At 71.8% G+C, this 23,442-nt stretch carries 25 protein-coding genes; 16 read left to right on the top strand and 9 right to left on the bottom strand.

The window, feature by feature from the left end; genetic code table 11:
- Nucleotides 1-115: 115 nt before the first annotated feature.
- The 6 genes from ACTJK8_RS08305 to ACTJK8_RS08330 form a co-directional block, all read right to left on the bottom strand.
- Nucleotides 116-955 (bottom strand): triphosphoribosyl-dephospho-CoA synthase, encoded by an 840-nt coding sequence (locus tag ACTJK8_RS08305; protein WP_440761779.1) that lies wholly within the window; start codon nt 953-955, stop codon nt 116-118.
- Nucleotides 952-1,860, bottom strand: coding sequence for an ATP-grasp domain-containing protein (locus ACTJK8_RS08310; RefSeq protein ID WP_012317538.1), 909 nt, complete (start codon nt 1,858-1,860; stop codon nt 952-954). Before ACTJK8_RS08310 ends, ACTJK8_RS08305 begins: the two co-directional genes overlap by 4 nt.
- 110 nt (nt 1,861-1,970) lie before the next feature.
- Nucleotides 1,971-2,945 (bottom strand): methenyltetrahydromethanopterin cyclohydrolase, encoded by a 975-nt coding sequence (gene mch, locus ACTJK8_RS08315; RefSeq protein WP_012317537.1) that lies wholly within the window; start codon nt 2,943-2,945, stop codon nt 1,971-1,973.
- Complete coding sequence (locus tag ACTJK8_RS08320; protein ID WP_127991529.1) at nt 2,942-4,093, bottom strand: ATP-grasp domain-containing protein; 1,152 nt, start codon at nt 4,091-4,093, stop codon at nt 2,942-2,944. The genes mch and ACTJK8_RS08320 overlap by 4 nt, the downstream gene beginning before the upstream one ends.
- A gap of 22 nt (nt 4,094-4,115) precedes the next feature.
- Nucleotides 4,116-5,009 (bottom strand): NAD(P)-dependent methylenetetrahydromethanopterin dehydrogenase, encoded by an 894-nt coding sequence (locus ACTJK8_RS08325; RefSeq protein ID WP_440761780.1) that lies wholly within the window; start codon nt 5,007-5,009, stop codon nt 4,116-4,118.
- A gap of 86 nt (nt 5,010-5,095) precedes the next feature.
- Complete coding sequence (locus ACTJK8_RS08330) at nt 5,096-6,073, bottom strand: beta-ribofuranosylaminobenzene 5'-phosphate synthase family protein (protein WP_029358403.1); 978 nt, start codon at nt 6,071-6,073, stop codon at nt 5,096-5,098.
- Between the two features lie 441 nt (nt 6,074-6,514).
- On the opposite strand from ACTJK8_RS08330, the gene ACTJK8_RS08335 reads away from it, so the two are divergent.
- The 16 genes from ACTJK8_RS08335 (at nt 6,515) to folK (ending at nt 20,353) form a co-directional block, all read left to right on the top strand.
- Entirely contained in the window at nt 6,515-7,585 is a 1,071-nt protein-coding gene (locus ACTJK8_RS08335; protein WP_012317533.1) for a tungsten-containing formylmethanofuran dehydrogenase subunit B, read from the top strand.
- A complete protein-coding gene (locus ACTJK8_RS08340; RefSeq protein WP_440761781.1) occupies nt 7,579-9,225 on the top strand; it encodes a formylmethanofuran dehydrogenase subunit A in 1,647 nt (548 codons plus the stop codon). Before ACTJK8_RS08335 ends, ACTJK8_RS08340 begins: the two co-directional genes overlap by 7 nt.
- Before the next feature lie 27 nt (nt 9,226-9,252).
- A complete protein-coding gene (gene fhcD, locus ACTJK8_RS08345) occupies nt 9,253-10,200 on the top strand; it encodes a formylmethanofuran--tetrahydromethanopterin N-formyltransferase (protein ID WP_012317531.1) in 948 nt (315 codons plus the stop codon).
- 3 nt (nt 10,201-10,203) lie between these two features.
- Complete coding sequence (locus ACTJK8_RS08350) at nt 10,204-10,998, top strand: formylmethanofuran dehydrogenase subunit C (RefSeq protein ID WP_182177523.1); 795 nt, start codon at nt 10,204-10,206, stop codon at nt 10,996-10,998.
- A gap of 84 nt (nt 10,999-11,082) precedes the next feature.
- Nucleotides 11,083-11,289 carry a hypothetical protein gene (locus tag ACTJK8_RS08355; protein WP_012317529.1) on the top strand — a complete coding sequence of 69 codons (207 nt, stop codon included), beginning with the start codon at nt 11,083-11,085 and terminating at the stop codon, nt 11,287-11,289.
- A 90-nt stretch (nt 11,290-11,379) separates the two neighbouring features.
- Nucleotides 11,380-13,026 (top strand): sensor histidine kinase, encoded by a 1,647-nt coding sequence (locus tag ACTJK8_RS08360; protein ID WP_012317528.1) that lies wholly within the window; start codon nt 11,380-11,382, stop codon nt 13,024-13,026.
- Nucleotides 13,023-13,727 carry a response regulator transcription factor gene (locus ACTJK8_RS08365; RefSeq protein ID WP_012317527.1) on the top strand — a complete coding sequence of 235 codons (705 nt, stop codon included), beginning with the start codon at nt 13,023-13,025 and terminating at the stop codon, nt 13,725-13,727. The genes ACTJK8_RS08360 and ACTJK8_RS08365 overlap by 4 nt, the downstream gene beginning before the upstream one ends.
- A 224-nt stretch (nt 13,728-13,951) precedes the next feature.
- Nucleotides 13,952-14,041: a pyrroloquinoline quinone precursor peptide PqqA gene (gene pqqA / locus ACTJK8_RS08370; RefSeq protein ID WP_012317526.1), complete on the top strand. Its 90-nt coding sequence runs from the start codon at nt 13,952-13,954 to the stop codon at nt 14,039-14,041.
- A 33-nt stretch (nt 14,042-14,074) separates the two neighbouring features.
- Nucleotides 14,075-14,974 carry a pyrroloquinoline quinone biosynthesis protein PqqB gene (gene pqqB, locus ACTJK8_RS08375; protein WP_440761782.1) on the top strand — a complete coding sequence of 300 codons (900 nt, stop codon included), beginning with the start codon at nt 14,075-14,077 and terminating at the stop codon, nt 14,972-14,974.
- Nucleotides 14,975-15,292: 318 nt separating this feature from the next.
- Entirely contained in the window at nt 15,293-16,378 is a 1,086-nt protein-coding gene (gene pqqC, locus ACTJK8_RS08380; RefSeq protein WP_012317524.1) for a pyrroloquinoline-quinone synthase PqqC, read from the top strand.
- Nucleotides 16,375-17,520 carry a pyrroloquinoline quinone biosynthesis protein PqqE gene (gene pqqE, locus ACTJK8_RS08385; protein ID WP_440761783.1) on the top strand — a complete coding sequence of 382 codons (1,146 nt, stop codon included), beginning with the start codon at nt 16,375-16,377 and terminating at the stop codon, nt 17,518-17,520. The genes pqqC and pqqE overlap by 4 nt, the downstream gene beginning before the upstream one ends.
- A gap of 11 nt (nt 17,521-17,531) precedes the next feature.
- Complete coding sequence (locus tag ACTJK8_RS08390; RefSeq protein WP_043073099.1) at nt 17,532-18,242, top strand: hypothetical protein; 711 nt, start codon at nt 17,532-17,534, stop codon at nt 18,240-18,242.
- Nucleotides 18,223-18,585 (top strand): hypothetical protein, encoded by a 363-nt coding sequence (locus tag ACTJK8_RS08395; protein ID WP_012317521.1) that lies wholly within the window; start codon nt 18,223-18,225, stop codon nt 18,583-18,585. Before ACTJK8_RS08390 ends, ACTJK8_RS08395 begins: the two co-directional genes overlap by 20 nt.
- An 84-nt stretch (nt 18,586-18,669) precedes the next feature.
- Nucleotides 18,670-19,506 carry a dihydropteroate synthase gene (gene folP / locus ACTJK8_RS08400; protein WP_440761784.1) on the top strand — a complete coding sequence of 279 codons (837 nt, stop codon included), beginning with the start codon at nt 18,670-18,672 and terminating at the stop codon, nt 19,504-19,506.
- A 2-nt stretch (nt 19,507-19,508) separates the two neighbouring features.
- A complete protein-coding gene (folB, locus tag ACTJK8_RS08405; RefSeq protein WP_043073097.1) occupies nt 19,509-19,886 on the top strand; it encodes a dihydroneopterin aldolase in 378 nt (125 codons plus the stop codon).
- A complete protein-coding gene (folK, locus tag ACTJK8_RS08410) occupies nt 19,883-20,353 on the top strand; it encodes a 2-amino-4-hydroxy-6-hydroxymethyldihydropteridine diphosphokinase (RefSeq protein ID WP_012317518.1) in 471 nt (156 codons plus the stop codon). Before folB ends, folK begins: the two co-directional genes overlap by 4 nt.
- A gap of 20 nt (nt 20,354-20,373) precedes the next feature.
- On the opposite strand, the gene xoxJ is transcribed toward folK, so the two are convergent.
- The 3 genes from xoxJ to ACTJK8_RS08425 all read right to left on the bottom strand — a co-directional run.
- Nucleotides 20,374-21,234, bottom strand: a complete 861-nt coding sequence (xoxJ, locus tag ACTJK8_RS08415) for a rare earth element methanol dehydrogenase accessory protein XoxJ (protein ID WP_029358380.1) — start codon at nt 21,232-21,234, stop codon at nt 20,374-20,376.
- On the bottom strand, nt 21,219-21,830 hold the full coding sequence (locus tag ACTJK8_RS08420) for a c-type cytochrome, methanol metabolism-related (protein ID WP_012317516.1): 612 nt from the start codon (nt 21,828-21,830) through the stop codon (nt 21,219-21,221). The genes xoxJ and ACTJK8_RS08420 overlap by 16 nt, the downstream gene beginning before the upstream one ends.
- Before the next feature lie 133 nt (nt 21,831-21,963).
- Nucleotides 21,964-23,442, bottom strand: a 1,479-nt coding sequence (locus ACTJK8_RS08425; protein WP_440761785.1) for a PQQ-dependent dehydrogenase, methanol/ethanol family, incomplete at its 5' end; no start/stop codon positions are given.

Below are 23,442 nucleotides of genomic sequence, written 5' to 3' on the forward strand. Positions count from 1 at the left end.
CGGACAGCGCGGCGGACCCTACAGCGGGGCCCTGCGGCTCACAACCCGCGCAAGGCTCTGACACGGAGGAATTTCCATCCGTCCGGCGCTATGAACACCGGATCGTGCACGCGGCTCAGGCCAGCCGGGCACCGGCGCCCGCGAGCGCGTCCCAGAACAGCGTCGCGACGGTGAAATCCGCGCTCGTACCGGGATTGATCGACCGCCCTTTCAGCGACGCGTCGAGGGCCAGCAGCGCGTCCACCGGCCGCGCGGCGAGGTCGATCCCGGCGAGCGTCGCTTCTACCTCCCGGCGGACGCCCTCGGCCGCGGCCGCGCCGTGCTTGCGGGCGACGTGGCTGTCCGGGACGGCGCGCAGGAAGGCGAGGTGGATCGCAGTCGTGCACCAAGTCGGGTCGAGCCCGGCGGTGCGGGCCTCGCGCAGGGCCGCGAGCCCGATCGCCGGCACGTCCGCGAAACCCGTGACGTAGGCGCGGGCGATCCGGTCCCGGTCGGCGGCCTCCGCCATGGCGTCTCGCAGCGATCCGGGCGCCGGTTCGGCAACGTCGTGCCGGGCGGCCTCGCCGAGGCCGCCCGGATTGGCGCGCCGGATGCCCGCGAAGACGGCCTCCGCATCCGCGCCGTCCAGGGTGTCGAGCACCGAGGCGACGGTCCGCTCACGCTCGGCCGCGACCGCGAGCGGCGCGCAGAGCAGCAGGATGCCGAGATTGGTGTTCTGGCCCACCGCCGCCATGGTGGCGGCGACGCCGTCGCGGACCCGCGTCCCGACGCCCGCGCCCGCTCTGGCCAGGGCGGGCGCCGAGACGTCGGCACTCGTGACGAAATCCGCCAGCACCATGCGGTGGCCGGGCGCGTGGGCGTGGACGTTGCCGGGCTTGAGGGCGTCGAGCTCCGCGAGGCAGGCCGCTCGGTACAGCGTGCCGATCAGGGCCGGATCGAGGCCGCCCCCGCTCATGCCACCACGAGCCGAGGACGGCTGGCACCGCGGGCCGCGGCGAGGAAGCCGCGCACCACCGCGGCGGCGATGTCGGTCTCGCACACGGTCTGCAGGCCCGACCAGGCCGGCATCGAGTTGACCTCGAGGACCGAGAACCCGCCCTCCCCGTCCTCAACGAGGTCGACGCCGGAATAGTCGACGCCGACCGCGGCCGCCGCCGCTTCGGCCAGCTCGGCGGCGCCGCGCGGCATCGCCCAGGGGAGCGGCCGGCCGCCCCGGTGGACGTTGGTGATCCAGCCGTCGCCCTCGCGGATCATGCCGGCGATGGCCCGGCCGTCGCAGACGAACACCCGGTAGTCGCGCCACAGGCCGTCCCGGCGCGGCACGTAGCGCTGGAGGTAGTAGACCCGCGCCACCGACTCCTCGTCGGGCAGGTCCTCCGGGCGCTCGATCAGGGCGAGCCCCTCCCCTTGCGAGCCGAACAGCGGCTTCAGGACCAGCGGCGCGCCCGGACGCGCCTCGGCGGCGACCAGGGCCGCGGCCGCCTCGCGCTTCGAGAACACCCAGGTGGCCGGCGTGGGCAGCCCGGCGCGATCGATGAGCAGCGAGGTCGCCGCCTTGTCCACCGAGCGCTCGATCGCGGTCGGCGCGTTCCAGACGGTGACACCCGCCGCGACCAGCGCGTGCAGTACGCCGAGCCGCATCGTCGTCGCCTCGAAGGTCCCGCCCGCGATGGTTCGCATCAGGACGCCGTCCGGCAGCGCGTCCGGGAAGCCCGGAACGCGGAGAGGTTCGGCGCCGCCCGTCACGACGGCCACGTCGGCGAGCGAGAACAGCACCGGCTCGACGCCGTTCGCGCGCAGGGCGGCGAGCAGGCGGCTCTTGTGCCAGGTGCCGTTATCGGCCGCGAGCCCGATGCGCATGGGTGTCCTGATCGTCACGGCGCCGCCCGCCTCCGGGGCGGCCCAGGGAGATGTCACTGAGCGGGGCCGGACTCCCCGTCCCGTGCGGGAGAGCGAGCCCGGCTCGCCTCTCAGGCGAAGGACGCGTCCACCAGCGTCGGCTCCAGGCGGCCGCCGCGATAGGTCGCGCCGGAGCGCACCGACGTGACGATCGCCTCGGCCGGCGAGAACAGGGCGCCGTCGATCTTGTAGAAGTCGCCGTTCACCCGCGCGAAGATCTCGGCGAAGGGCGCGCCGTGGTCGCTCGACGTCGTCGAGGGCAGCTGCTCGGCGAGCTGCTTGGCGTCGGCATCGTCGGCATCCACGAAGAGCTGGACCCGCCCGCCGTAGATGATCGCGTCGTTGGTGCGGCCCATCGCCTTGATGAAGTCCGGGTGCGGCGGCGACAGCGGCGCCGAGCCGATCCCGTCCACGATGGCGTGCAGGTCGAAGCCGACCGTGTGAGCCTTGTGGAGGGCGACCTCGAGGACGCGGGCGACGACCTGGGTGGAGCCCGCGAGGCTCTGCGTCGGCGCGTAGATGAAGGTCAGGTCCTCGGGCTTGAGGCCGGAGGCCTCGGCGACCTTGGCGACGACGCTCTCCGGCGGGCCGCCCGCCGCCTCCAGAACGAGGGCGGTCTTGGTGGCGGAATCGCGGAAGCCGAGCTCCTGGTAGAGATCCTCGACGGCCGCCACGGCGCGGCCCGGGCCCGAGCCGAGGGCGAAGAAGCCGGAATCACCGGTCTCGTCCGCGAGGCTCCAGCCGGCGTACTGGCTGCCCAGGCAGGCGAGCACCGGGTCGGCGGAATGCACCGTCACCGAGTAGGGCCAGGACGCAATCGGCCCGCTCGGCGCGATGGTGACGGTGCCGAGGCCGCCGAGGCAGATCTCGGCGATGCGCCGCCCGGCCTCGATCGAGCCCCGCGCCTGCGCGCCGGCATCGACCATGCGGGCGCCGCCGGCGGCCTGCGACACGGACAGCCGCAGCGTCGGCGCATCGGCTACGAGCCGCTCGACCAGGGGGCCTGAGAGCGCGTTGATGCTGGGATAGGACTGGCTGGCACTCATGACGGGGCTTCCTCGGGGTGTGTTTTCTTCGCCGCGCAGACGGCCCGCAGGTGTGCCGTCCGCGTTTCCAACAGGGCGAGCACCTCCGCCCGGTCCGCGCCTTCGGCCAGCACCGTGCAGAGCGGCGCGTCGCGGCGGACCGCCGAGCCGGGGCACGGGCGGTCGCGCACACAGTCCGGCCAGTCGATGTCCGGCACAGGCGCAAGCTCACGGTCCGCGTAACAGATCTGCGCGGCCGCCGCACCCGCCGGATGCGGTCCGGGATCCGGCATCGTGCCCAGGCAGGCGGCGATGTGGGCCGCGAGCAGCGGCGTCCCGCGCCGGTCCAGGACGTCGAGGGTCGCGCCGGGCCGCGGGTTGATCTCGGTGAGCCACCAGTCGGCCCCGTCGACCAGCAGGTCGGCGCTGGCGAGGCCGCGCAGGTCCGTCGCGGCGACGATCCTCTCGATGCCGGCGGCGACGGCCTCGACGACCGAAGCGGGAAGCGCCGGGGCTTCTCCGGCGCCGCGGACGAGCGCCCCGGCATAGCGGAACGGGCGGATCGGCGACGGCGCGCACCACTGCTCGGTGACCGCGAGGACGCGGATCGTGCGCCCGTCGGCGAGGACGTTCAGGGCGTGCGGCCGCCCCGGCACGCGCGCCTGGAAGTAGTAGCCCGGCGGCGCGAGCGACCGCGTGGCCGGCCGGATGTGGCTGCCGCCGGAACCCCCGGCCCGCTTGAGCAGCCAGGACGCGGGATCCGCCGGCGGCCCGACCGCCACGGCCGGATGCGGCACGCCGAGGCGCGCGCACAGGGCCGCGAAGGCCACGGGATCCTTCAGGGCGGCGACGGTCCCGGCCGAGGCACCGATGAGCCGGTGCCGCGCGGCGAGGCGCGCGATCAGGTCGGGCGCGTCCTCGAAGCCGCTGCCCAGGATCAGGCCGACCGGGCGCCCGGCCCGCGCCGCGAGGTCGTCGAGCGCCGCCAGGGTGGCGTCGGCGGCGGGGGCGGTGCCGAAGCGGCCCGGCAGTTGCCGGTAGGCCTCGGCCAGCACGCGGGTGTCGGAATCGCCGAACAGGTCGGCGACGTAGGGCCGAAGCCCCGCGCGCCGCGCCGCCTCGGCCAGGGCGCGACCGGCCTGCGCGGCGATCAGGACCGCGTCCGCCATCGGCATCCGGTCCGGGAGCGGCCTAGCCGGCGATCTCCACGGCGAGCTCGTAGGCGTCGCGGAAGTCGAGGCACAGCGGCGTGTCGGAGGCGAGCATCCGGTCGAACAGGCGCCGCTGCGTCTGGTACTTCACGTCGCCGACGGCCAGCGCGCCGATGCCGACGCCCTTGCCGGTGGGCAGCGCGACGTCCACCGCGTTGACGTCGATCCCCGCGATGCCGGCGGGCGGCACGGCGTTGACGTCCGAGGCGACGAGCAGATTCGGCGCCGACTTCAGGTCTTCCGCGGTGAGGATCGGGATGCCGGCCGGCCCGGCCGAGAGGATGACGTCGGCGTCGCGGATCGCGGCGCGGCGATCCTCGGGCGTCGTGCCGTCGACGGCGCCCACCTCGACGCCGAAGCGCCACTTCATCGTGAAGGCGATCTTCGAGACGCGCTCCTCGCCGTCGTGGCCGACCAGCACGGTGGTGGCGCCCTGCAGGGCGCCGATCACCGCGGCCACGTAGGCGACGACGCCGGCGCCGCCGAAGATCACGATGCGCTTGCCCGTGAGGTCGGTGTTGAATTTCTGCCGGAGGGCGCGGGAGACCTGCGCCACCATGGCGGCGCCGGTGGTGAACGAGCCTGCCGGGTCGGCGAAGACGTGGTTCACGAAGGGCGGCACGAAGGCCTTCTTGGCGCGGTCGACCATGTCGAGGGCGTCCTCGGCGTTCTTGCCGCCGATGAAGATGCCCGTCCGCGTCCCGTCGGCCGGCGACCGCGAGAAGATCGAATCCTGGGTCAGCGAGACGACGTCGGCGAGGCTGACCTCCGTGTAGGTCACCACCGTCTCGAAGCCGGCATCCACGGCCATGTTCACGTCGAACGGGCTCATGTGCCGGAGCGGCGTCAGCATGTGGAGGATCGAGCGGGCCATGGAATCCTCGTGCGGCGCGCGAGAGAGGCGCCTTCCCTCCGTCCAAACCCGGAGCGGCGCCCCGGGTCAAGCCCGGGGCGACCGGCTCACGCCGGACCGGTTACCGAAGCGCCACCGTTGCGGCCGCGGGCGATGACGAACCGGAGAGGGCCGCCCCGGTCGAGGCTGGCCACAAGGGCGCGGGCCTCGGCCTCGGACGGGACCAGCGCGAAGCCGGTCGGCCCCCAGGAGGACTGGCCGTAGCCCGCGATGCCCTGCGCGGCGACGCTGGCGAGCGCCTCCGCCACCGCGGCGCTGGCGTAACGGCCGCCCTGATGAGGCGCGAAGTGGTCGCCGATCAGCGTCTGGATCCGGGTTATGCCGGCGCCGAAGCCCTGCGGCTCCGCCAGGGCGACGGCGGGCATCACCTGCATCAGCGCGATCCGGCAGATCTCGGCGGCCTGCGCCTCGGGGAAGCGCGGCAGGTCGCGGAAGGCCTCGACCTCGCGCGTCCCGTGCACGCCCGCCATGCTCGGATCGAGGATCAGGACGATCCGCCAGGTCTCCGGATAGGGCAGACGCGCGATGACCGGCGGCGGCCCGCCATCCGCGCCGCGGCCGCCGTCGACGATCAGGCCGCCCTCCGTGAAGGCGCACAGGCCGACGCCGGACCGGTTGCCCCGGTCCAGGGTCGCCGCGAAGGATTCCGCCGCGAAGGGCTCGCCGTTCAGGCGGGCCATCGCGGCCGCCACCGCGAGGGCGAGCTGCGTGCCCGAGCCGAACCCGGCATGGGCCGGGATCACCCGCTCGACCGCGATGGCGACGTCGCCGCCGCGCCCGAGATGGGCGGCGGCGGCCCCGACGTAGCCGCGGACGCGGTCGGCCTCGGGACCCGTGACGTCGGGCCGGGGCGCCCGGCGGGCGGTCAGGACCAGCGACGGCGCGTCGATGGCCAGCCCGATGCTGCCGAAGCGGCGGCCGAGCCCGCCGTGCAGGTCCAGGAACCCGAAATGCAGCCGCGCCGGCGCCTCGACCCGCACGGCACCGTCCGCCGCCGCCTCGTTCCGTTCGGGGACCTCGCCCAACGCACTTCCCTCGAATCCCGCAGGTCCGGCGCCCGCGCGGCGCGCTTTTCACACGCGTCCCCGGACCGGGCAACGTGGGCGCGCGCGGATCGTGCCCGCCGGCGGCGCAGAACAGACCGCCCGGAGCGACCGCAAGGCCGTCCCGCGGCGCCGATGCCCCGCGATCCGGGGCCCGGTCGCGGCGCCGCGCGCGGCGGCGAACCGATACCCGCGATTCACTTCCCGACGCGCAACGCCGCCGGACCCCCTTGCCGCGGTGCGCGGATGAATGCAAACCTAAGGCCGCGACGGCGCGCCGAGTTTGCCGCCTGCCCGGACACGCCGGGCGGATGAGCCATTCCGATTCGGTGGGGAACCCTCGGGCTCGAGGGGCACCCGCTTCGTCCGGTCTTACGGCCGTCGCCCGCTCCGAAACCAAGCAAGAACGTTGCGAGAGGGAGCATGGCAGCCTGGGTGAAGGGTGGCGCGACGGACGCTGGCACCGCCATCGAGGCGGCCGCGTCCCTGCTCGCCAAGGCGCGCGCGCCGGTGATCGCCGGCCTCAGCGCCGACGTGGCCGCGATCCGCGCGGCCTACGATCTCGCGGGCCGCATCGGCGCCTCCGTCGACACCGCCGGCTCGGCCGGCACCTACGCGGAACTCGGATCGCTGAGCCGGGTCGGGGCGCTGACCTCGACGCCCGCCGAGGCTGTCGGCCGCGCCGACCTGGTGCTGGTGGTGGGCGCCGCCCCCTGGCAGGCGCCGCTCCTGAAGCGCCTCGTCGACGGCAAGCCGAGCCGCGGTCGCGCCGCCGGGTCGGACCGCACCCTTCTGGCTGTCGGCGCCAACGCCACCGCGTCGCTGTCCTGGCCGGCCGAGGGCGGGCTGACCGAGGCGGTCGGCGTGCTGCGCGCCCACGCCCGCGGCCATCTGGCCGGCGACGATCTGCCCGGCCAGATCGCCGCCCGGCTCGCCGCCGCGCAGTACGGCGTGCTCCTCTACGACGCGGCCGAACTCGGCGAGGTCGGCATCGAGATGCTCCAGGGCCTCGCCATGGAGCTCAGCGAGACGACGCGCTGCTTCACCCTCGCGGTCGGCGGCACCGGTCAGGACCGGGCGGTGGTGCCGGTCTCGGCCTGGCTCACCGGGCAGGCGCCGCGCAGCGGCTTCGGGCGCCGCGTGCCCGAGCACGATCCCTGGCGCTTCGACGCCGCCCGGCAGGTCGCCGCCGGCGAGGTCGACGCGGTCCTCTGGCTCGGCGCCGTCCCGGTGTCGCGCCCGGACTGGTTGTCGAACATCCCCTCCGTCGCGCTGGTCGCGGACGGTGAGGCCAAGGCCGCCGAGGTGGTGATCTCGGTCGGCCAGCCCGGCCGCGACCACGGCGGCGTGTTGTGGAACGAGCAGCGCGCCGCGCTGACTTTCTGGCCGGCCTCGGCGCCGTCGGATCTGCCGTCGGCCGCGTCGGTGCTGGGCGCCCTCAGGGAGCGCCTGGTCACGGGCCCGGCCGCGTCGAGGAGTGAACCCGCATGCTGAGCGTGATCCGGGGCGGGCGCGTCGTCGATCCGACCGCGTCCCGCGATTCCGTGGGCGACGTCTGGATCGAGGACGGCCGCGTCGTCGATCCGCCGGGCCGCGAGCCCGACGCGGTGATCGACGCCGCCGGCTGCGTGGTGATGGCCGGCGGCGTCGAGGTGCACTCGCACATCGCCGGCGGCAACGTGATCACCTCGCGGCTGCTGCTGCCGGACCTCTACGTCAGCGAGGCGGCGCCCGACGGCCATCCCTTCGCCCATGCGGGCGGGGCCGCGGCCTGGATCGGCTCGACCTACGCGCGGATGGGCTACACCACGGCCGTCGAGCCGGCGATGCCGCCGACCCACGCCCTGGGCACGCAGCTCGAGCTCGCCGACATCCCGCTGCTCGACCGCGGCGCCCTCACGGTGATGGGCAACGACGACCAGCTTCTGGAGATGCTGCGCGAGCGCCAGGGCGGCAACGCCGTGCGCGACCTCGTCGCCCTGTCGGTCGCCCAGTCGCGCGGCCTCGGGGTGAAGTGCATCAACGCGGGCGGCGCCTCCGCCTTCAAGGACGGGGCGCTGCGCCTGTCGCTGGACGACGAGATCCCCTGCTACGGGCTCTCGACCCGGCAGATCATGGGCTCGCTCCTCGACGCGGTCGAGGAGATCGGCGTCCCGCACCCGCTGCACGTCCACTGCAACAACCTGGGCCTGCCCGGAGCGGACGACAGCTTCATGGCGACCCTGGATGCAGCGGAGGGCCGGCGCATCCACTTCGCCCACGCGCAGTTCTACGCCTACGGCGCGGTCGACCCGGCCAATCCCGGCACCGGCGGCTTCCGCTCGGCCGCCGAGCGGATCGCCCAGGCGATCACCGACAACCCGAACGCCACCCTCGATATCGGGCAGGTCGTGTTCGGCCAGACCGTGACGGTGTCCCTCGACATCCTCCGCCAGTTCGCCGGCCGCAAGGGCGCCAAGCCGAAGAAGTGGGTCCTGAACGCGGGCGACGCCGAGGGCGGCGGCGTGGTGCCGTTCCTGTACCGGCCCCGGGGCCCGACCAGCTCGCTGCAATGGGCGATCGGCCTGGAGATCATGCTGCTCTCCACCGACCCGGAGCGGACGATCCTGACCACCGACCACCCGAACGGCGGCCCGTTCACGCAGTACCCGCGCATCATCCACCTGCTGATGGACAAGTCGGAGCGCGACCGCGAGATCGCGACGCTGCCGAGCGTCGTGGGGGAGCGCTCGAGCCTGCCGGGACTGGAGCGCGAGTACACGCTCTCGGAGATCGCGCAGCTGACCCGGTCCGGACCGGCGAAGCTCCTCGGCCTCGCCGACCGCGGCCACCTGCGGGCCGGCGCCCGGGCCGACGTCGCGGTCTACCGCGACGACGCGAACCGCACCGCGATGTTCACCGCGGCCAAGCTCGTCCTGAAGGACGGCGTGCCGATCGTCGAGGACGGCGAGGTCGTGGAGTGGCGCGCCGGTCGCACGCTGTCGCTGACCGTCGAGTCCGACAAGGCCATGGCGAAGCGCGCCGACACCTACCTCACGGAGCGGTTCGGCGAGGGTCTCGACAGCTTCGCCGTGCCCGACGCGGCCTTCGGCGAGGGCCGGGAGACTTTCGAGGCGGTGCCATGCCGGGCGTGATCAGCGGGGCGAGCCGCGGGAAGTACGATGTCTGACCTCACCCTCAACGGCATCCCGGTCGTCGACACCTTCGCGGAGGCGTTCGACGTGGCCGGCACGGCCATCATCGTCACGAACGACACCGCCAAGTGGGCGATGATCGCCGCGACCACGATGACGGGCTTCGCCACCTCGGTCATCGGCTGCGGCGCCGAGGCCGGCATCGACGCCGAGCTGTCGCCGGAGGAGACTCCGGACGGGCGGCCCGGCGTGCGCATCCTGCTGTTCGGCTTCGAGCCGAACGGCCTGAAGGACCAGCTGATCAAGCGGGTCGGCCAGTGCATCCTCACCTGCCCGGGCACCGCCTGCTACGCGGGCGTCGACGGGCCGACCAAGATCAAGCTCGGCGGCGCGATCCGGTACTTCGGCGACGGCTTCGCGGTGGCCAAGCGCCTGCACGACGCCACCGGCAAGGCCCGGCGCTACTGGCGCATCCCGGTGATGGACGGCGAGTTCCTCTGCGAGGACGCGGTCCGGGCCGTCGACGGCGCGGTCGGCGGCGGCAACCTGCTGTTCCTCGGCCGCACCCACGCCGAGACACTCAAGGTCGCCGAGATCGCCGTCGAGGCCGCCAAGGCGGTGCCGGGCGCGATCCTCCCGTTCCCCGGCGGCATCGTCCGCTCCGGCTCCAAGGTCGGCGGCCGGACCAAGGGCATGATGGCCTCGACCAACGACGCCTACTGCCCGACCCTGAAGGGCCGCGCCGGCTCGGCGCTGCCGGCCGAGTGCGGCGTGGTCTTGGAGATCGTGATCGACGCCCTCACCTCGCAGGGCGTGTCCGACTCGATGCGCGCCGGCCTGCACGCCGCCACCGAGATCGGCGGCAAGCACGGCCTGATCGCCGTCACGGCCGGCAATTACGGCGGCAATCTCGGCCGCCACCACTACCACCTGCGCGACCTGATCGCGCGCGACGACGCCAAGCCGGAGGGCTGAGCCGTGAGCACCCTCACCCTGCGCGCGGCCCCGCCCGAGCGGCTGGACCTCCTGAACATCAACCCGCTCGCCCTGAGCCGCCTGTCCCAGGGCGAGGTCGAGCGCCTCGAGATCGGCACGACCCGGACCGGCGTGCGCCTCGGCGACTGCTTCGCGGTCGCGCTGGACGGTTCCGACACCCTGACCATCGAGGGCGGCCACGAGCGCCTCGACCGGGTCGGCGCGTCGCTGGCCGAGGGCACGATCCGGGTCACCGGCGATGTCGGCCAGCGCCTCGGGGCCGGCATGGCGGGCGGCAGCCTGATCGTCACCGGCAATGCCGGGCCCTACGCGGCCTCCGGCGCCACGGGCGGCACGATCACCGTCGAGGGCGACGCCGGTGACTATGCCGGGGGCGCGGTCTACGCCGCGAAGGCGGGTCTCGACGGCGCGACGCTGATCATCCGCGGTGCGGCCGGCGCGCATCTCGGCGACCGGATGCGGCGCGGGACGATCGTGGCCGGGCGCGCGGGGGCGTACGCGGGCTCGCGCATGATCGCCGGCACCCTGGCGGCGCTCGCGGTCGGCGACCACCCCGGCTTCGGCATGCGCCGCGGGACGCTCCTCGTCGGCGCCCACGGCCGGATGTCGCCGACCTTCGTGGAGACCGGGACGCACGACCTCGTGTTCCTGCGGCTGCTGGCCAAGGCCCTGCGCGGCCTGAGCGCCGAGCACGCCGACCTCCTCGGCAAGCCGCTGCGCCGCTATTCCGGCGACCTCGCGACGATCGCCAAGGGCGAGATCTGGGTCGCGGCCTGACGTCGCCTGGGCAATGGGCGTGGGCGCGTCCTATTCTCCCGTCCAAGCCGGCCCGCTCGAGGCCGGCAGCCCGGGGAGGCGCCCATGCTGCTGCTGCTGTCGATCTGTCTCGTCGCCCAGCCCTCGACCTGCCGCGAGGACCGGATCGAGATGTCCTTCGAGAAATCGAGCCCTTTCGTGTGCCTGCGCAACTCGCAGAGCGCGCTCGCGACCTGGCAGGCCGCACATCCGGAATGGCACGTGGAGCGGTGGCGCTGCGCCGCCAAGGGCAGCCTGCCGAAGGACCTGTGACGACGCCCTCGACGGCACCTTGGTTCGGCGCCCCGGCGGTGCCATGCTCGGGCTCGCCCGCGGAGCGGGATTGAGGGCGGGACGGGGACGATGCGCTCGCTGAAGGTCCGCTTCGCGCTGCTGCTCGGCGGCACCGCCATCGTGGTGGTGCTGGCCGCCGCGGCCGCGCTGGCGGCGATCGGGGCGGCGGAGCGGACCGTCGACCGGACCCTCGAGGCTCAGCGGCGCCTGGAGCTGCTGGCCGAGCTGTCCGGCCGCCTCACCCAGTTCGGTCTCGCGGCCGTGGAGACCGTCGGCAACCCCGACGGCCAGCCCGAGGCGATGGCGATCGCCCGCGACAACGCCGATCGGGCCCTGACCACCGTGGACGAGGCGCTCGCCAAGAGCTTCCCGCCGAGCGACGACCCGGCCGACCGGATGCAGTACGCCGCGCGCACCCGCCCGATGGCGCAGCTGCGCGCGGCCCGCGCGGTGCTGGACCGGCAGGTCTCGCTGATCAGCCGCCAGACCGATCAGGAGCGGCGTCAGGACGCGATCAAGGGCGCGCTCAACGGCTTCGGCGCCATGACCGGCCAGCCCCTCTCCTTCCTCATCGAGGCCGAGCGGCGCAGCATGGCGCTCGGCTCCGAGCAGGCCCGGGCGCTGTCCGAGCGCCTGCGGGTGGCCGCCGCGGCCGCGGTGGCGGCGGCCCTGGTGCTGCTGGCGATCCTGTACCGGGGCGTCACCCGGCCGACCCTGGCGCGCATCGAGGAGGTCCGCCGCGCCGCGAGCGCCATCGGCCACGGCGCCCTCGACACGCGCCTCTCCGTCGCCACGCGGGACGAGCTCGGCCTGCTGATGACGAACGTCAACCGCATGGCCGCCCGGCTGGCACGGCGGGAATCGCGGGTCGCGGCCGACCGGGCGGCGCTGGAGGACACGGTGGCGGCGCGCACCGCCGACCTGCGCGCCGCCAACGCCCGGCTGGAGGCGGTCGATCAGTCCCGCCGCCGCTTCTTCGCCGATGTCAGCCACGAGCTGCGCACGCCCCTGACGGTGATCCTGGGCGAGTGCGACCTCGCCCTGCGCGGCGCGTCCCGGGGCGCCGATCCGGGGCCTGTCTTCGCCACGATCAAGAAGCGGGCGCAGCGCCTCAAGCTGCGCGTCGAGGACCTTCTCCGCGTCGCCCGCTCGGAGTCCGGCGAGATCGCGTTCGACAAGCGCCGTCTGGGGCTCGCCCAAGTCCTCGCGGAGGCCGTGGACAACATGAGCTCCGAGGCGGCGCGCCGCCGGGTCGGTCTCACCCTCGATCCGGGCAGCCGGGACGTCGAGAGCCTCGCCGACCGCGAGTGGATGCGCCAGACGGTCGAGAGCCTCGTCGACAACGCGCTCCGCCACGCCGCCGGCCTCACCCGGGTCGAGGTCGCCCTGGCGGCAGGTCCGGGACCGGTCGGGCGGATCACCATCACGGATGATGGTCCCGGCTTCGGTGCCCCGGAGGAGGCGCTGTTCGAGCGCTTCAAGCGCGGCACGGGCGCCGGGCCGGACGAGACCGGGTTCGGCATCGGGCTCGCCCTGGCGCGCTGGATCGTCGAGCAGCACGGCGGCACGATCCGACTCGGGCCCGGGCCGGACGGACGCGGGGCCCGGGTCACCCTGGACATCCCGGCCTGCGATCCGGCATGGGAAACGGGCGCGGCCGACGGCGCTGCTGTCGGTGCCCGAGTGGGCGCGCAGGTGAAGGAGTCGGCCGCATGACGCGGATCCTGATCGTCGAGGACGATATCGACATTCGCGGCCTCCTCGCCCGGGGTCTCGAAGCCGAGGGATTCGAGGTCGGGACGGCGGCCTGCGTCGACGAAGCGCTGAAGGCCGCCCACGATCCGGCCCCGGGCGCCGTGCTCCTCGACATCAACCTCCCGGACGGATCGGGCCACGACGTCTGCCGGTCCCTGCGGGAGGGCGGCTTCCCCGGAGCGATCCTGTTCCTCTCGGCCCGGGACGAGATCCGCGACCGCGCCGAAGGCCTGGCGCTCGGCGCCGACGACTACATCGTCAAGCCGTTCGAGTTCGACGAATTGGTCGCCCGCCTGCGGACCCATCTGATGCGGCGCGAGCAGGCGGAGGCGCCGCGCTCGCGCATCACCGCCGGCAAGCTGATGCTCGACCTCGAGACCCGGCAAGCGAGCTGCGGCGAGGCCAGCGCCCGCCTCACGCCCCGCGAGGCCGACCTGCTCGCCATGCTGATGGAGAATATCGGCAAGCCGGTCTCCCGCGCCGACATCTTCGACCGGCTCTGGGCCAGCCAGGGCGGGCTCTCCCTCAACGTGGTCGACGTCTATATCGGCTACCTGCGCTCCAAGATGGCCGATTTCGTGCGCTACGGCGGGCCGGGCCTCGTCACCGTGCGCGGCAAAGGATTCATGCTCGAACTGCGCGGTCCCGACTTCCGCCAGTGAGCCACTGTACTTTAGTCGCAGGGTCGCCTGTTTCGTGATGGTTTCCGGACGCTTAGGAAGTCTCTCACGAAAAATTTGGGAGGATCCGGCAACTTAGTGCTTGAAGCCCGCGCGTGAATCGTCGATACCTCTCTCGCGCCGGAAATGAGAGCGCCATCAGTGTCTTAGGGTCCTCTTAGGATCCGCGCGACACGCGGTGATGATATCGCCTGAGGAGAAACACCATGAAGTGGGCTGCCCCGATCGTGTCCGAGATCTGCGTCGGCATGGAAGTGACGAGCTACGAGTCGGCCGAGATCGACACCTTCAACTGAGTTTTACGGGCCGGGGATCTCGGGAGCCGCACCATGCGCGTCGTGATCCTCGGTTCCGCGGCCGGCGGCGGCCTTCCCCAGTGGAATTGCCGCTGCCCCATCTGCACGCTGGCGCGGTCCGAACTGGACCGGGTGCGGCCCCGGACCCAGTCGAGCATCGCGGTCTCCGCGGACGGGTCGGATTGGCTGCTGATCAACGCCTCGCCGGATATCCGGCAACAGCTCTTCGACAATCCGCAGATGCATCCGCGCGAGGGCCTGCGCCACTCGCCGATCCGCGCGGTTCTCCTGACCAACGGCGACGTCGACCATGTCGCGGGTCTCCTGACCCTGCGCGAAGGTCAGCCCTACACGCTCTACGGCACGCGCGGGATCCTCGACTCCGTCAATGCCAACCGCGTCTTCGACGTGATGGCCGAGGGCGTCGTCGCCCGGCAGCCGATCGGCATGGACCAGCGCTTCGAGCCCCTGCCCGGCCTGTCGGTCACCCTCTTCCCGGTGCCCGGCAAGGTGCCGCTCTGGCTGGAGGACGAAACGATGGAGATCGGTGCCGAGACCGAGACCACCGTCGGGGCCTTGATCGAGGCCGGCGGCCGCCGCCTCGCCTACATTCCCGGTTGTGCCCGGGTGACGGACGGTCTGCGCGCGCGGATCGCGGGCGTCGACGCTCTGCTGTTCGACGGAACCGTCCTGCACGATGACGACATGATCCGGGCCGGCGTCGGTACCAAGACAGGGTGGCGCATGGGTCACGTGCCGATGCGCGGCGCGAACGGCTCGATCGACGCCTTGGCGGCGGTCGAGATCGGGCGGCGCGTCTTCGTGCACATCAACAACACCAACCCGGTGCTGGTCGAAGGATCGCCGGAGCGGGCGGATGTCGAGGCGGCCGGCTGGACCGTGGCGCACGACGGGCTGAGTCTGTCGCTGTAGGCGGTGCGCGGTCGGGATCCCCGACCCGGACCCCACCGGGAAGGGCCCGCGCGGGCGAGCCTCGAACGAGGGCTGAGGTCGAAGTCCGGTCGCACCCGAGGCTCGATGATCGGCACTTCCTGGTCAGGTCGGCACGACGACGATCAGGGCCCTGTGCCGCAGGCATCGGCGCCGCGAACGGGCGGTCCGCAGGCGACCGACGGTTGGGCCCGTCGGTTGCCGGCACTATATCGTCCCTGAGCCCGGACGTTCGCCCCACAGACGAGGGCGGGATCAGGATACAGGAAACGCAGGTCGAGAACGGACGCCGGACACGCCATGAACGCCATCTTCCCGACCCCGGACACCGCCGACAGTCAGCGTCTCCTGAGTCCCGAGGAGCTGGAGGCGGCCCTGCGCGATATCGGCGCGCGCCGCTACCACAACCTGCACCCGTTCCACCGGCTGCTGCACGACGGCAAGCTGTCGAAGGATCAGGTCCGGGCCTGGGCCCTGAATCGCTACTACTACCAGGCGATGATCCCGGTGAAGGACGCGGCCGTGCTGGCCCGCATGACCGACGCGTCGCTGCGGCGGATCTGGCGCCAGCGCATCGTCGACCACGACGGCGACCACGAGGGTGACGGCGGCATCGAGCGCTGGCTCAAGCTGGCGGAGGGCGTCGGCTTCGACCGCGACTACGTCCTGTCCACCCGCGGCATCCTCTCGGCCACGAAGTTCTCGGTGGAGGCCTACGTCCACTTCGTCTCCGAGCGGACGCTCCTGGAGGCGATCGCCTCCTCGCTGACCGAGATGTTCTCGCCGACGATCATCTCCGAGCGCGTGGCCGGGATGCTGAAGAACTACGACTTCATCACCAAAGACACGCTGGCCTACTTCGACAAGCGCCTGACCCAGGCGCCGCGGGATGCGGACTTCGCCCTGGACTACGTCAAGCAGCACGCCACGACCCCGGAGCTGCAGCGGCAGGCGATGGCGGCGCTGACGTTCAAGTGCACCGTGCTCTGGACGCAGCTCGACGCCCTGTACTTCGCCTATGTCGCCCCCGGCATGGTCCCCCCGGACGCCTGGCAGCCCGGCGAGGGTCTCGTGTCCGAGGCGTCCCAGGCCAAGCCGGGCGCGTCCGGCGGTAAGATGGCGGCCGGCGATCGCCCGCGGCTGCCGCGCGGCGTCCGGCTGCGCAACGACGAGACCCGTGGGAAGTGGGTCCTGCTCGCCCCCGAGCGCACCTTCGATCTCGACGACAACGCCGTCGCGGTCCTCAAGCTGGTGGACGGCGCGCGCAGCGTGTCCGACATCGCGGACGAGCTGGGCAAGACCTACGCGGCCGATCCGCGCGCCATCGAGGCGGACATCCTGGTGATGCTCGACGGCCTCGCGGAGAAACGGGTTCTCGAGCGATGAACGCGCCGACGCCGAACCGATCCGATGCGCCGGCACCGGTCGGTCTGCTCGCCGAGCTGACCCACCGCTGCCCGCTGCGCTGCCCGTACTGCTCGAACCCGCTGGAGCTCGACCGCCGGTCGGGCGAGCTCGACACGCAGACCTGGCAGCGCGTCCTCGGGGAGGCCGCGGCGCTCGGCGTCCTGCACGTGCACCTGTCCGGCGGAGAGCCGACCGCCCGCAACGACATCGTCGAGATCACCAAGACCTGCGCCGATCTCGGCCTGTACTCCAACCTGATCACCTCCGGCGTCGGCGGGGCGCTGGCGAAGCTCCAGGCGCTCTACGACGTCGGGCTCGACCACGTGCAGCTGTCGGTGCAGGGCGTCGACGCGCAGAACGCCGAGAAGATCGGCGGCCTGAAGAACGCGCAGCCGCAGAAGTTCGAGTTCGCCGCCAAGGTGGTCGAACTCGGCCTGCCCCTCACGCTGAATTCGGTGATTCACCGCGGCAACATCCACGAGGTGGCGGGCTTCATCGATCTCGCGGTGAAGATGGGCGCCAAGCGGCTCGAGGTGGCGCACACGCAGTATTACGGCTGGGCCTACGTCAACCGCGCCGCCCTGATGCCCGACAAGGCGCAGGTCGACGAGTCGATCCGGATCGTCGAGGCGGCCCGCGAGCGCCTGAAGGGCCAGCTCGTCATCGACCTCGTCGTGCCCGACTACTACGCGAAGTACCCGAAGGCCTGCGCGGGCGGCTGGGGCCGCAAGCTCATGAACGTCACGCCGCAGGGCAAGGTTTTGCCGTGCCACGCCGCTGAGACGATCCCGGGGCTGGAGTTCTGGAACGTCAACGACCACGCCCTCGGCGAGATCTGGCGCGACTCCCCCGCCTTCACGGCCTATCGCGGCACGGACTGGATGAAGGAGCCCTGCCGATCCTGCGACCGGCGCGAGAAGGACTGGGGCGGCTGCCGCTGCCAAGCGCTCGCACTCGCGGGCGACGCGGCCGCCACGGATCCGGCCTGCTCGCTCTCGCCGCTCCACGCCAAGGTGCGGGCGCTGGCCACCGAGGAGGCGGCCGAGAACCCGCCCGACTACGTCTACCGGACGATCGGCAGCAACGTCCGGTCGCCGCTCAAGGAGGAAGTGAACTCGTGAGAAGTCTTGTCGTGAGGAGCCTCGCGGCGACGTCGGTCGCGCTGGTTCTGGCCGCGTTGCCGGCCCTCGCCGAGGACGCGCCGAAGCCCGCCACCGTCACCCAGGCGAACGCCGCCGCCCCGCCCTCCGCGGCGGACCTGCTGTTCGACCAGCCGCACATGAAGAACACGGCGCCGGGCTCGACGCTGACCTACGATTACCTGCGTCGCTCTGGGATCTCGAAGGGCCCGTTCGGGGCGCCGCTGGAGGACACGGTTCAGCTCAAGGTGACGCCCGGGAAGAGCGCCGAGGGCCGCGACATCAGCGTCGTGATGTTCTCCGGGCTGAACCGGATGCCGGCCGGCCCGTTCGAGGACATGTCGGGAAATCCGGTCGTCTCGCTGTTCCTGGAGAACCACCTGCGCGCCGTCGCGAAGGTGCTGGAGGCGAACCCGCGCTACCTCAAGCTCGCGATCCGCAAGGGCCTGCGCGAGAAGGCGATCGTGACGCCGACCAAAGTGGATATCGGCGGCCGCGAGGTCGACGGCTGGCGCGTGGTCACGAAGCCGTTCGCGGGCGACGCGATGGCGCAGCGCATGCGCGGCATGGACGACATGACCTATACCTTCGTCACCGCCCCCTCGGTCCCGGGCGAGATCGTCTCGATCGAGGCGTCGTCGAAGAGCCCGGACGGGGGCGAACTGCTCGAGGAGAAGCTGAGCTATGATCAGAAGGCTGGCTGAACGGGGCGCGCTGGCCGCCCTCGCCCTGACGCTGTCGGGCCTGGCCGGCTGGGCCGCCGAGGAGAACGACTACCCGACCGACGCGCGGGTCGACTACGTGTTCGGCTGCATGGCCGCCAACGGCCAGACCCGCGAGAGCCTGCAGAAATGCTCGTGCTCGCTGGATCAGCTCGCCGCGATCCTGCCGTACGACAAGTACGTCCAGGCGAGCACGGTGCTCTCGATGCGGCAGGGGATCGGCAACCGGGCGAACGAGTTCAAGTCGACCAAGATCTTCGACGACAAGGTCGCGGAGCTGCGCCGCGCCCAGGCCGAGGCCGAGATCCGCTGCTATCGCGGCTGAATCGAACGGCGAGGCCGGCGTTGCGCCGGCCTCCCGATTCGCGCACACCGGCTCCCGAACCGCGTTCGTGAACGGGACCCGCCTGTGACCCCCTCCTCCCGCCTGTCCGACCTGCTGCCCGCCCTCGGCGGCCGCACGCTCGTCATGGGCATCCTCAACGTCACGCCCGATTCCTTCTCGGATGGCGGCCTCTTCGCCGGGGAGGCCGAGGCGGTGACCCAGGCCGAACGGCTGGTCGCCGAGGGGGCGGCGATCCTCGACGTCGGGGGGGAATCGACGCGGCCCGGCCACGTTCCTGTCCCCGCCGAGGAGGAGCAGGCCCGCGTCGTGCCAGTCATCCGGGCGGTGGCGCCGCGGCTGCCGGTGCCGATCTCCATCGACACCTACAAGGCCTCGACCGCGCGCGTCGCGCTGGAGGCGGGCGCGCGGATCGTCAACGACGTCTGGGGCCTCCAGCGCGAGCCCGACATCGCCACCGTGGCGGCCGCGCACGGCGCACCGGTCATCATCATGCACAACCGCGAGACGATCGAGCCGGATCTCGACATCGTCGCCGACATGCTGGCCTTCTTCGAGCGGTCGCTGGCGATCGCCCACCGCGCGGGTCTCGTCGATTCGGAGATCGTGCTCGACCCGGGGGTCGGCTTCGGCAAGACCTGGAACCAGCATCTCGATGCGCTGCGGCGGCTGCCCGAGATCCGCGCCCTCGGATTCCCGGTCCTGGTCGGCGTGTCCCGCAAGTCGCTCCTCGGACGCCTGCACGACCGTGAAACCCGTCCGGCGGATCGCCTGCACGGATCCATCGCCGCCCACGCCGTCGCGGCCACCCTCGGGGCCGACATCGTGCGCGTGCACGACGTCGCGGCGCATATCGACGCGATGCGCGTCGTCGACGCCGTGATGCGGCCGGAGGCGCGCTGAGCATGGCGGGCGACCTGATCCGCGTCACCCGGATCGCCGTGTTCGGCCGGCACGGCGTGCTGGCCGAGGAGGCGGTGCTCGGCCAGCGCTTCTACATCTCCCTGGAAGCCGAACTCGATCTCGGCCCGGCGGGTCGCTCCGACGACGTGGCCGGCACGGTGAGCTACGCGGATCTGACGGCGCTGGCCGTCGAGATCGCCACCGTGCGCCGGTTCAACCTGATCGAGGCCCTGGCCGAGACGGTCGCGGCGGAGATCCTCGCGCGCTTCGCGCGCGTCGCGGCGATCACCGTGCAGGTCGACAAGCCGAGCGCGCCCGTCCCCGCCATCCTGGACAGCGTCGGCGTCGCGATCACGCGCCGCCGCGGGGCGGGTCGATGAGGGCGTATCTCGGCATCGGCAGCAATGTCGGCGACATGGCCGCGATGCTCGACCGCGCGGTCACCGGCCTCGCGGCGATCCCGGGCATCGACGTCGTGGCGCGCTCGGCCGACTATCGGACGCCGCCCTGGGGCAAGACCGATCAGCCGTGGTTCCTCAACGGCGCCGTGGCGGTGGAGACGGAGCTGGATCCACACGGCCTGCTCGACGCCTGTCTGCGGGTGGAGCACGACCTCGGCCGGATCCGCGAGGAGCGCTGGGGCCCGCGGGTGATCGACATCGATGTCCTGGCCTACGAAGGTGCCAGCATCGACGACGCGCGCCTCGTGCTGCCGCACCGCTACGTGCGCGAGCGGGCCTTCGTGCTGGTTCCCCTGGCCGAGATCGCGCCGGACCTCGTCATCGGCGGCGAGCGCGTGGTGGATGCCCTGGCGAAGCTCGACCGGACCGGCATCGCGCGCGCCTGACCACGGCCCGCGGCGGCGCGTCAGCGCTCGCCGGGGGCGACGAGCTTGTTCTCTTCCTCGTCGAGGAGCGGCACGTCGTAGTCGCGCAGGACCTTGTCGATGTCGGCCTTGCGCTTGCGCAGGATGGTGTTCAGCGAGCGCTTCCAGTCGTTCTCGCCGATCCGGACACCCATGGCGATCCGGTACGCCATCGGCGGACGCTCCGGCTCCTTGAGCAGCGGCACGACGCTCATGGGCGTGCCGGACTGCTTGGCGAGCCAGCCCGCGGCCGGGCCCCAGAGGACGGCCGCGTCGATCTCCTTGGCGGCCAGCGCCGCGATGATCTCCGCGCTGACCGTCTGGTACTTCCGCGACGGATCGAGCTGGTAGGGCGCGTAGGCCTTCATGGCCGAGACGAGGCCGACTTCGCCCATCCGGTTGACCGGCGGCGTCCCGGCGATCACGCCGATGCTCTTGCCCTTCAGCCGCGGGTCGTCGAGGGCCGTCACCCCGTCGAGTTCGCCCGCGCGGGTGACCAGCGTGTAGGCGGAGCGGTAGTAGGGATTGGTGGTCTGGACGAGGTCGCTGCCGAAGGCCTGGCCCATGATGACGTCGCAGAGGCCGGTCCCGAGCGTGTTGCGCACGAAGCCGGGTCCCTGGGTCAACCAGTAATAGCGGACCTTGATCTTCAGTTCGTCGGCGATGATCGCCGCGATCTTGTTCTCGAAGCCGTCCTCCTTGCGTTCGGAGAACGGCATGTTGCCCGGATCACCGCAGACGCGCAGCACGTCCGTGGTGACGGTATCCGGCAGATGCTGGGCGAGAGCCCCCTGCGCCCCGGTCAGTGTCAGGGCGCAGAGAATGGCGATCCGGGCAAGAGACGACATCAGCCGCCCATGCATTCCTTCTCCGCCTTCTTGGCGGTGTCAGGCTTGTCCTCGTGCTCCGAGGGACGGATACGCCCGATCGCTCCGGCGGCGCGCGCCTTGAGGTAGACGTAGAGGTCGTCCGAGTAGCACATGACGTTCTTGTTGTCGCCGAAGGCCGGCATGACCTTCTGTTCGGCGGCGTTCACGTCCTGCTTGCCGCCCGCCAGGATGCCGATGAACTCCTCGTAGGAGAGGTGCTTCAGCGAGTCCTTGAGCGCCGGCGCGTAGGTCGAGCCCATGCCGTCCGGACCGTGGCAGACGTGGCACTCGGCGTGATACCGGCGGTAGCCCGAGTACGTGTACCAGTCGAGCATCTTGCCGTCCTGGGTCACGTGGAACGTCGGGTGGCCTTCGGCATCGAAATACTTGCCGTCGTCGACCTTCACGGCAGCATCCTGCTTCAGCAGCTTGGGATCCTGCTCGGCGGTCTTGTCGTTCGCGTTCAGCGAATTGGCGAGCTTGGGGTCGGCAGGCTTGGCATCCTCAGCATGTACGGCAACCGTCGAGACGGTCGCTAGGGCGAGGGCGGCGATAACCGGCCGCGTTACGATCTTGCTGAGGTTGAGCAACGCATGTGTCTCCCTGGATCGAGGCTCTTCGTCTCCCTCCGAGCCGCAGCCTCTTGCGAGTAAGTCTAATCACAAGGGTGCCGGCGCGGGAACCCGCGCCGGCACCGTTTTTCACGTCAAACCCTGCGGCCGATTAGTTCGGCAGGGCGAAGACCGTCAGCTGACCGCCGAGGTTGGTGTACTGCGACAGGGCCGCGTAGCCACCCACCGCGCCGAGACCGGCATTCGGGTCGGTCAGGCCGGCCGCGAGGCCGATGCCGGCCCAGCCGCCGACGCCCGAGAGGACGCCCACGTACTGCTTGCCCTTGTGCTGGTAGGTCATCACGTTGCCGATGATGCCCGACGGGGTCTTGAACTTGAACAGCTCCTTGCCGGTCTTGTCGTCGACCGCCTTCAGGTAGCCCTCAAGCGTGCCGTAGAACACGACGTCGCCAGCGGTGGCCAGAGCACCGGACCACACCGAGAACTGCTCGGGGTTGGACCACTTGATCTTGCCGTTGACGCCGTCCCACGCGATGAAGTTGCCCATGCCGCCGTGCGAGTTCGGGGCCGGGTACATCGAGAGGGTCGCACCGACGTAGGGCTGGCCCGGGGTGTAGGTCACCCGGAACGGCTCGTAGTCCATGCAGACGTGGTTGGTGGGGACGTAGAACAGGTTGGTCTTCGGGGAGAAGGCCGCGGGCTGCTCGTCCTTCGACCCGAGGGCCGCCGGGCAGATGCCCTTGGAGTTCACGTCCTCGCCGTTCTGCTCGGTCGAGTATTTCGCCTGGACGAGCGGGCGGCCATAGTTCTTGGAGCCCTTGTCCATGTCGACCTTGGACGCCCAATTGACGGCCGGGTCGAACTTTTCGGCCACCAGCAGCTCGCCCGTGTCGCGGTTCAGCGTGTAGCCGAAGCCGTTACGGTCGAAGTGGGTCAGGAGCGGGGTCTCCTTGCCGTCGACCTTTTGATCCGTGAGGATCATCTCGTTGATGCCGTCGTAGTCCCACTCATCGTGCGGGGTCATCTGGTAGACCCACTTGGCCATGCCGGTGTCCGGGTTACGCGCCCAAATGGTCATCGACCACTTGTTGTCGCCCGGACGCTGCTTCGGGTTCCAGGTCGAGGGGTTGCCCGAGCCGTAGTACACGAGGTTCAGCTTGGGGTCGTAGGAGTACCAGCCCCAGGTGCAGCCGCCGCCGGTCTTCCACTGATCGCCTTCCCAGGTCTTCAGCGAGGAGTCCTTGCCGATGGGCTTTCCGAGCGAGGTGGTCTTCTCCGGGTCGACCAGGAGCTGGTCGTCCGGGCCTTCCGAGTAGCCGCGCCACACGCGCTTGCCGGTCTTCAGGTCGTAGGCGGTGATGGAGCACTGCACGCCGAACTCGCCGCCGGAGATGCCGACGAGGACCTTGTCCTTCACGGGGAGGACGGTGGCGGTGTTGGTCGCGCCCTTGCCCGGGTCGCCGTTCTTCACCGACCAGTTCACCTTGCCGGTCTTGGCGTCTAGCGACACGACGGTGGTGTCGGCCTGGTGCAGGATGAGGGCGCCGTCGGCGTAGGCAAGGCCGCGGTTGACCGTGTCACAGCACATGACCGGGATCACGGACGGATCCTGCTTCGGCTCGTACTTCCA

It is taken from the genome of Methylobacterium sp. 22177 (assembly GCF_052045615.1).
Lineage (GTDB): Bacteria > Pseudomonadota > Alphaproteobacteria > Rhizobiales > Beijerinckiaceae > Methylobacterium > Methylobacterium radiotolerans.

What these genes read in the sequence shown, in the direction of transcription:
- ACTJK8_RS08305 (WP_440761779.1), bottom strand. Translation starts at nt 955, where the DNA reads ATGAGCGGGGGCGGCCTCGATCCGGCCCTGATCGGCACGCTGTACCGA.
- ACTJK8_RS08310 (WP_012317538.1), bottom strand. Translation starts at nt 1,860, where the DNA reads ATGCGCATCGGGCTCGCGGCCGATAACGGCACCTGGCACAAGAGCCGC.
- mch (WP_012317537.1), bottom strand. Translation starts at nt 2,945, where the DNA reads ATGAGTGCCAGCCAGTCCTATCCCAGCATCAACGCGCTCTCAGGCCCC.
- ACTJK8_RS08320 (WP_127991529.1), bottom strand. Translation starts at nt 4,093, where the DNA reads ATGGCGGACGCGGTCCTGATCGCCGCGCAGGCCGGTCGCGCCCTGGCC.
- ACTJK8_RS08325 (WP_440761780.1), bottom strand. Translation starts at nt 5,009, where the DNA reads ATGGCCCGCTCGATCCTCCACATGCTGACGCCGCTCCGGCACATGAGC.
- ACTJK8_RS08335 (WP_012317533.1), top strand. Translation starts at nt 6,515, where the DNA reads ATGGCAGCCTGGGTGAAGGGTGGCGCGACGGACGCTGGCACCGCCATC.
- ACTJK8_RS08340 (WP_440761781.1), top strand. Translation starts at nt 7,579, where the DNA reads ATGCTGAGCGTGATCCGGGGCGGGCGCGTCGTCGATCCGACCGCGTCC.
- fhcD (WP_012317531.1), top strand. Translation starts at nt 9,253, where the DNA reads ATGTCTGACCTCACCCTCAACGGCATCCCGGTCGTCGACACCTTCGCG.
- ACTJK8_RS08355 (WP_012317529.1), top strand. Translation starts at nt 11,083, where the DNA reads ATGCTGCTGCTGCTGTCGATCTGTCTCGTCGCCCAGCCCTCGACCTGC.
- ACTJK8_RS08360 (WP_012317528.1), top strand. Translation starts at nt 11,380, where the DNA reads ATGCGCTCGCTGAAGGTCCGCTTCGCGCTGCTGCTCGGCGGCACCGCC.
- ACTJK8_RS08365 (WP_012317527.1), top strand. Translation starts at nt 13,023, where the DNA reads ATGACGCGGATCCTGATCGTCGAGGACGATATCGACATTCGCGGCCTC.
- pqqA (WP_012317526.1), top strand. Translation starts at nt 13,952, where the DNA reads ATGAAGTGGGCTGCCCCGATCGTGTCCGAGATCTGCGTCGGCATGGAA.
- pqqB (WP_440761782.1), top strand. Translation starts at nt 14,075, where the DNA reads ATGCGCGTCGTGATCCTCGGTTCCGCGGCCGGCGGCGGCCTTCCCCAG.
- pqqC (WP_012317524.1), top strand. Translation starts at nt 15,293, where the DNA reads ATGAACGCCATCTTCCCGACCCCGGACACCGCCGACAGTCAGCGTCTC.
- pqqE (WP_440761783.1), top strand. Translation starts at nt 16,375, where the DNA reads ATGAACGCGCCGACGCCGAACCGATCCGATGCGCCGGCACCGGTCGGT.
- ACTJK8_RS08395 (WP_012317521.1), top strand. Translation starts at nt 18,223, where the DNA reads ATGATCAGAAGGCTGGCTGAACGGGGCGCGCTGGCCGCCCTCGCCCTG.
- folB (WP_043073097.1), top strand. Translation starts at nt 19,509, where the DNA reads ATGGCGGGCGACCTGATCCGCGTCACCCGGATCGCCGTGTTCGGCCGG.
- folK (WP_012317518.1), top strand. Translation starts at nt 19,883, where the DNA reads ATGAGGGCGTATCTCGGCATCGGCAGCAATGTCGGCGACATGGCCGCG.
- xoxJ (WP_029358380.1), bottom strand. Translation starts at nt 21,234, where the DNA reads ATGCATGGGCGGCTGATGTCGTCTCTTGCCCGGATCGCCATTCTCTGC.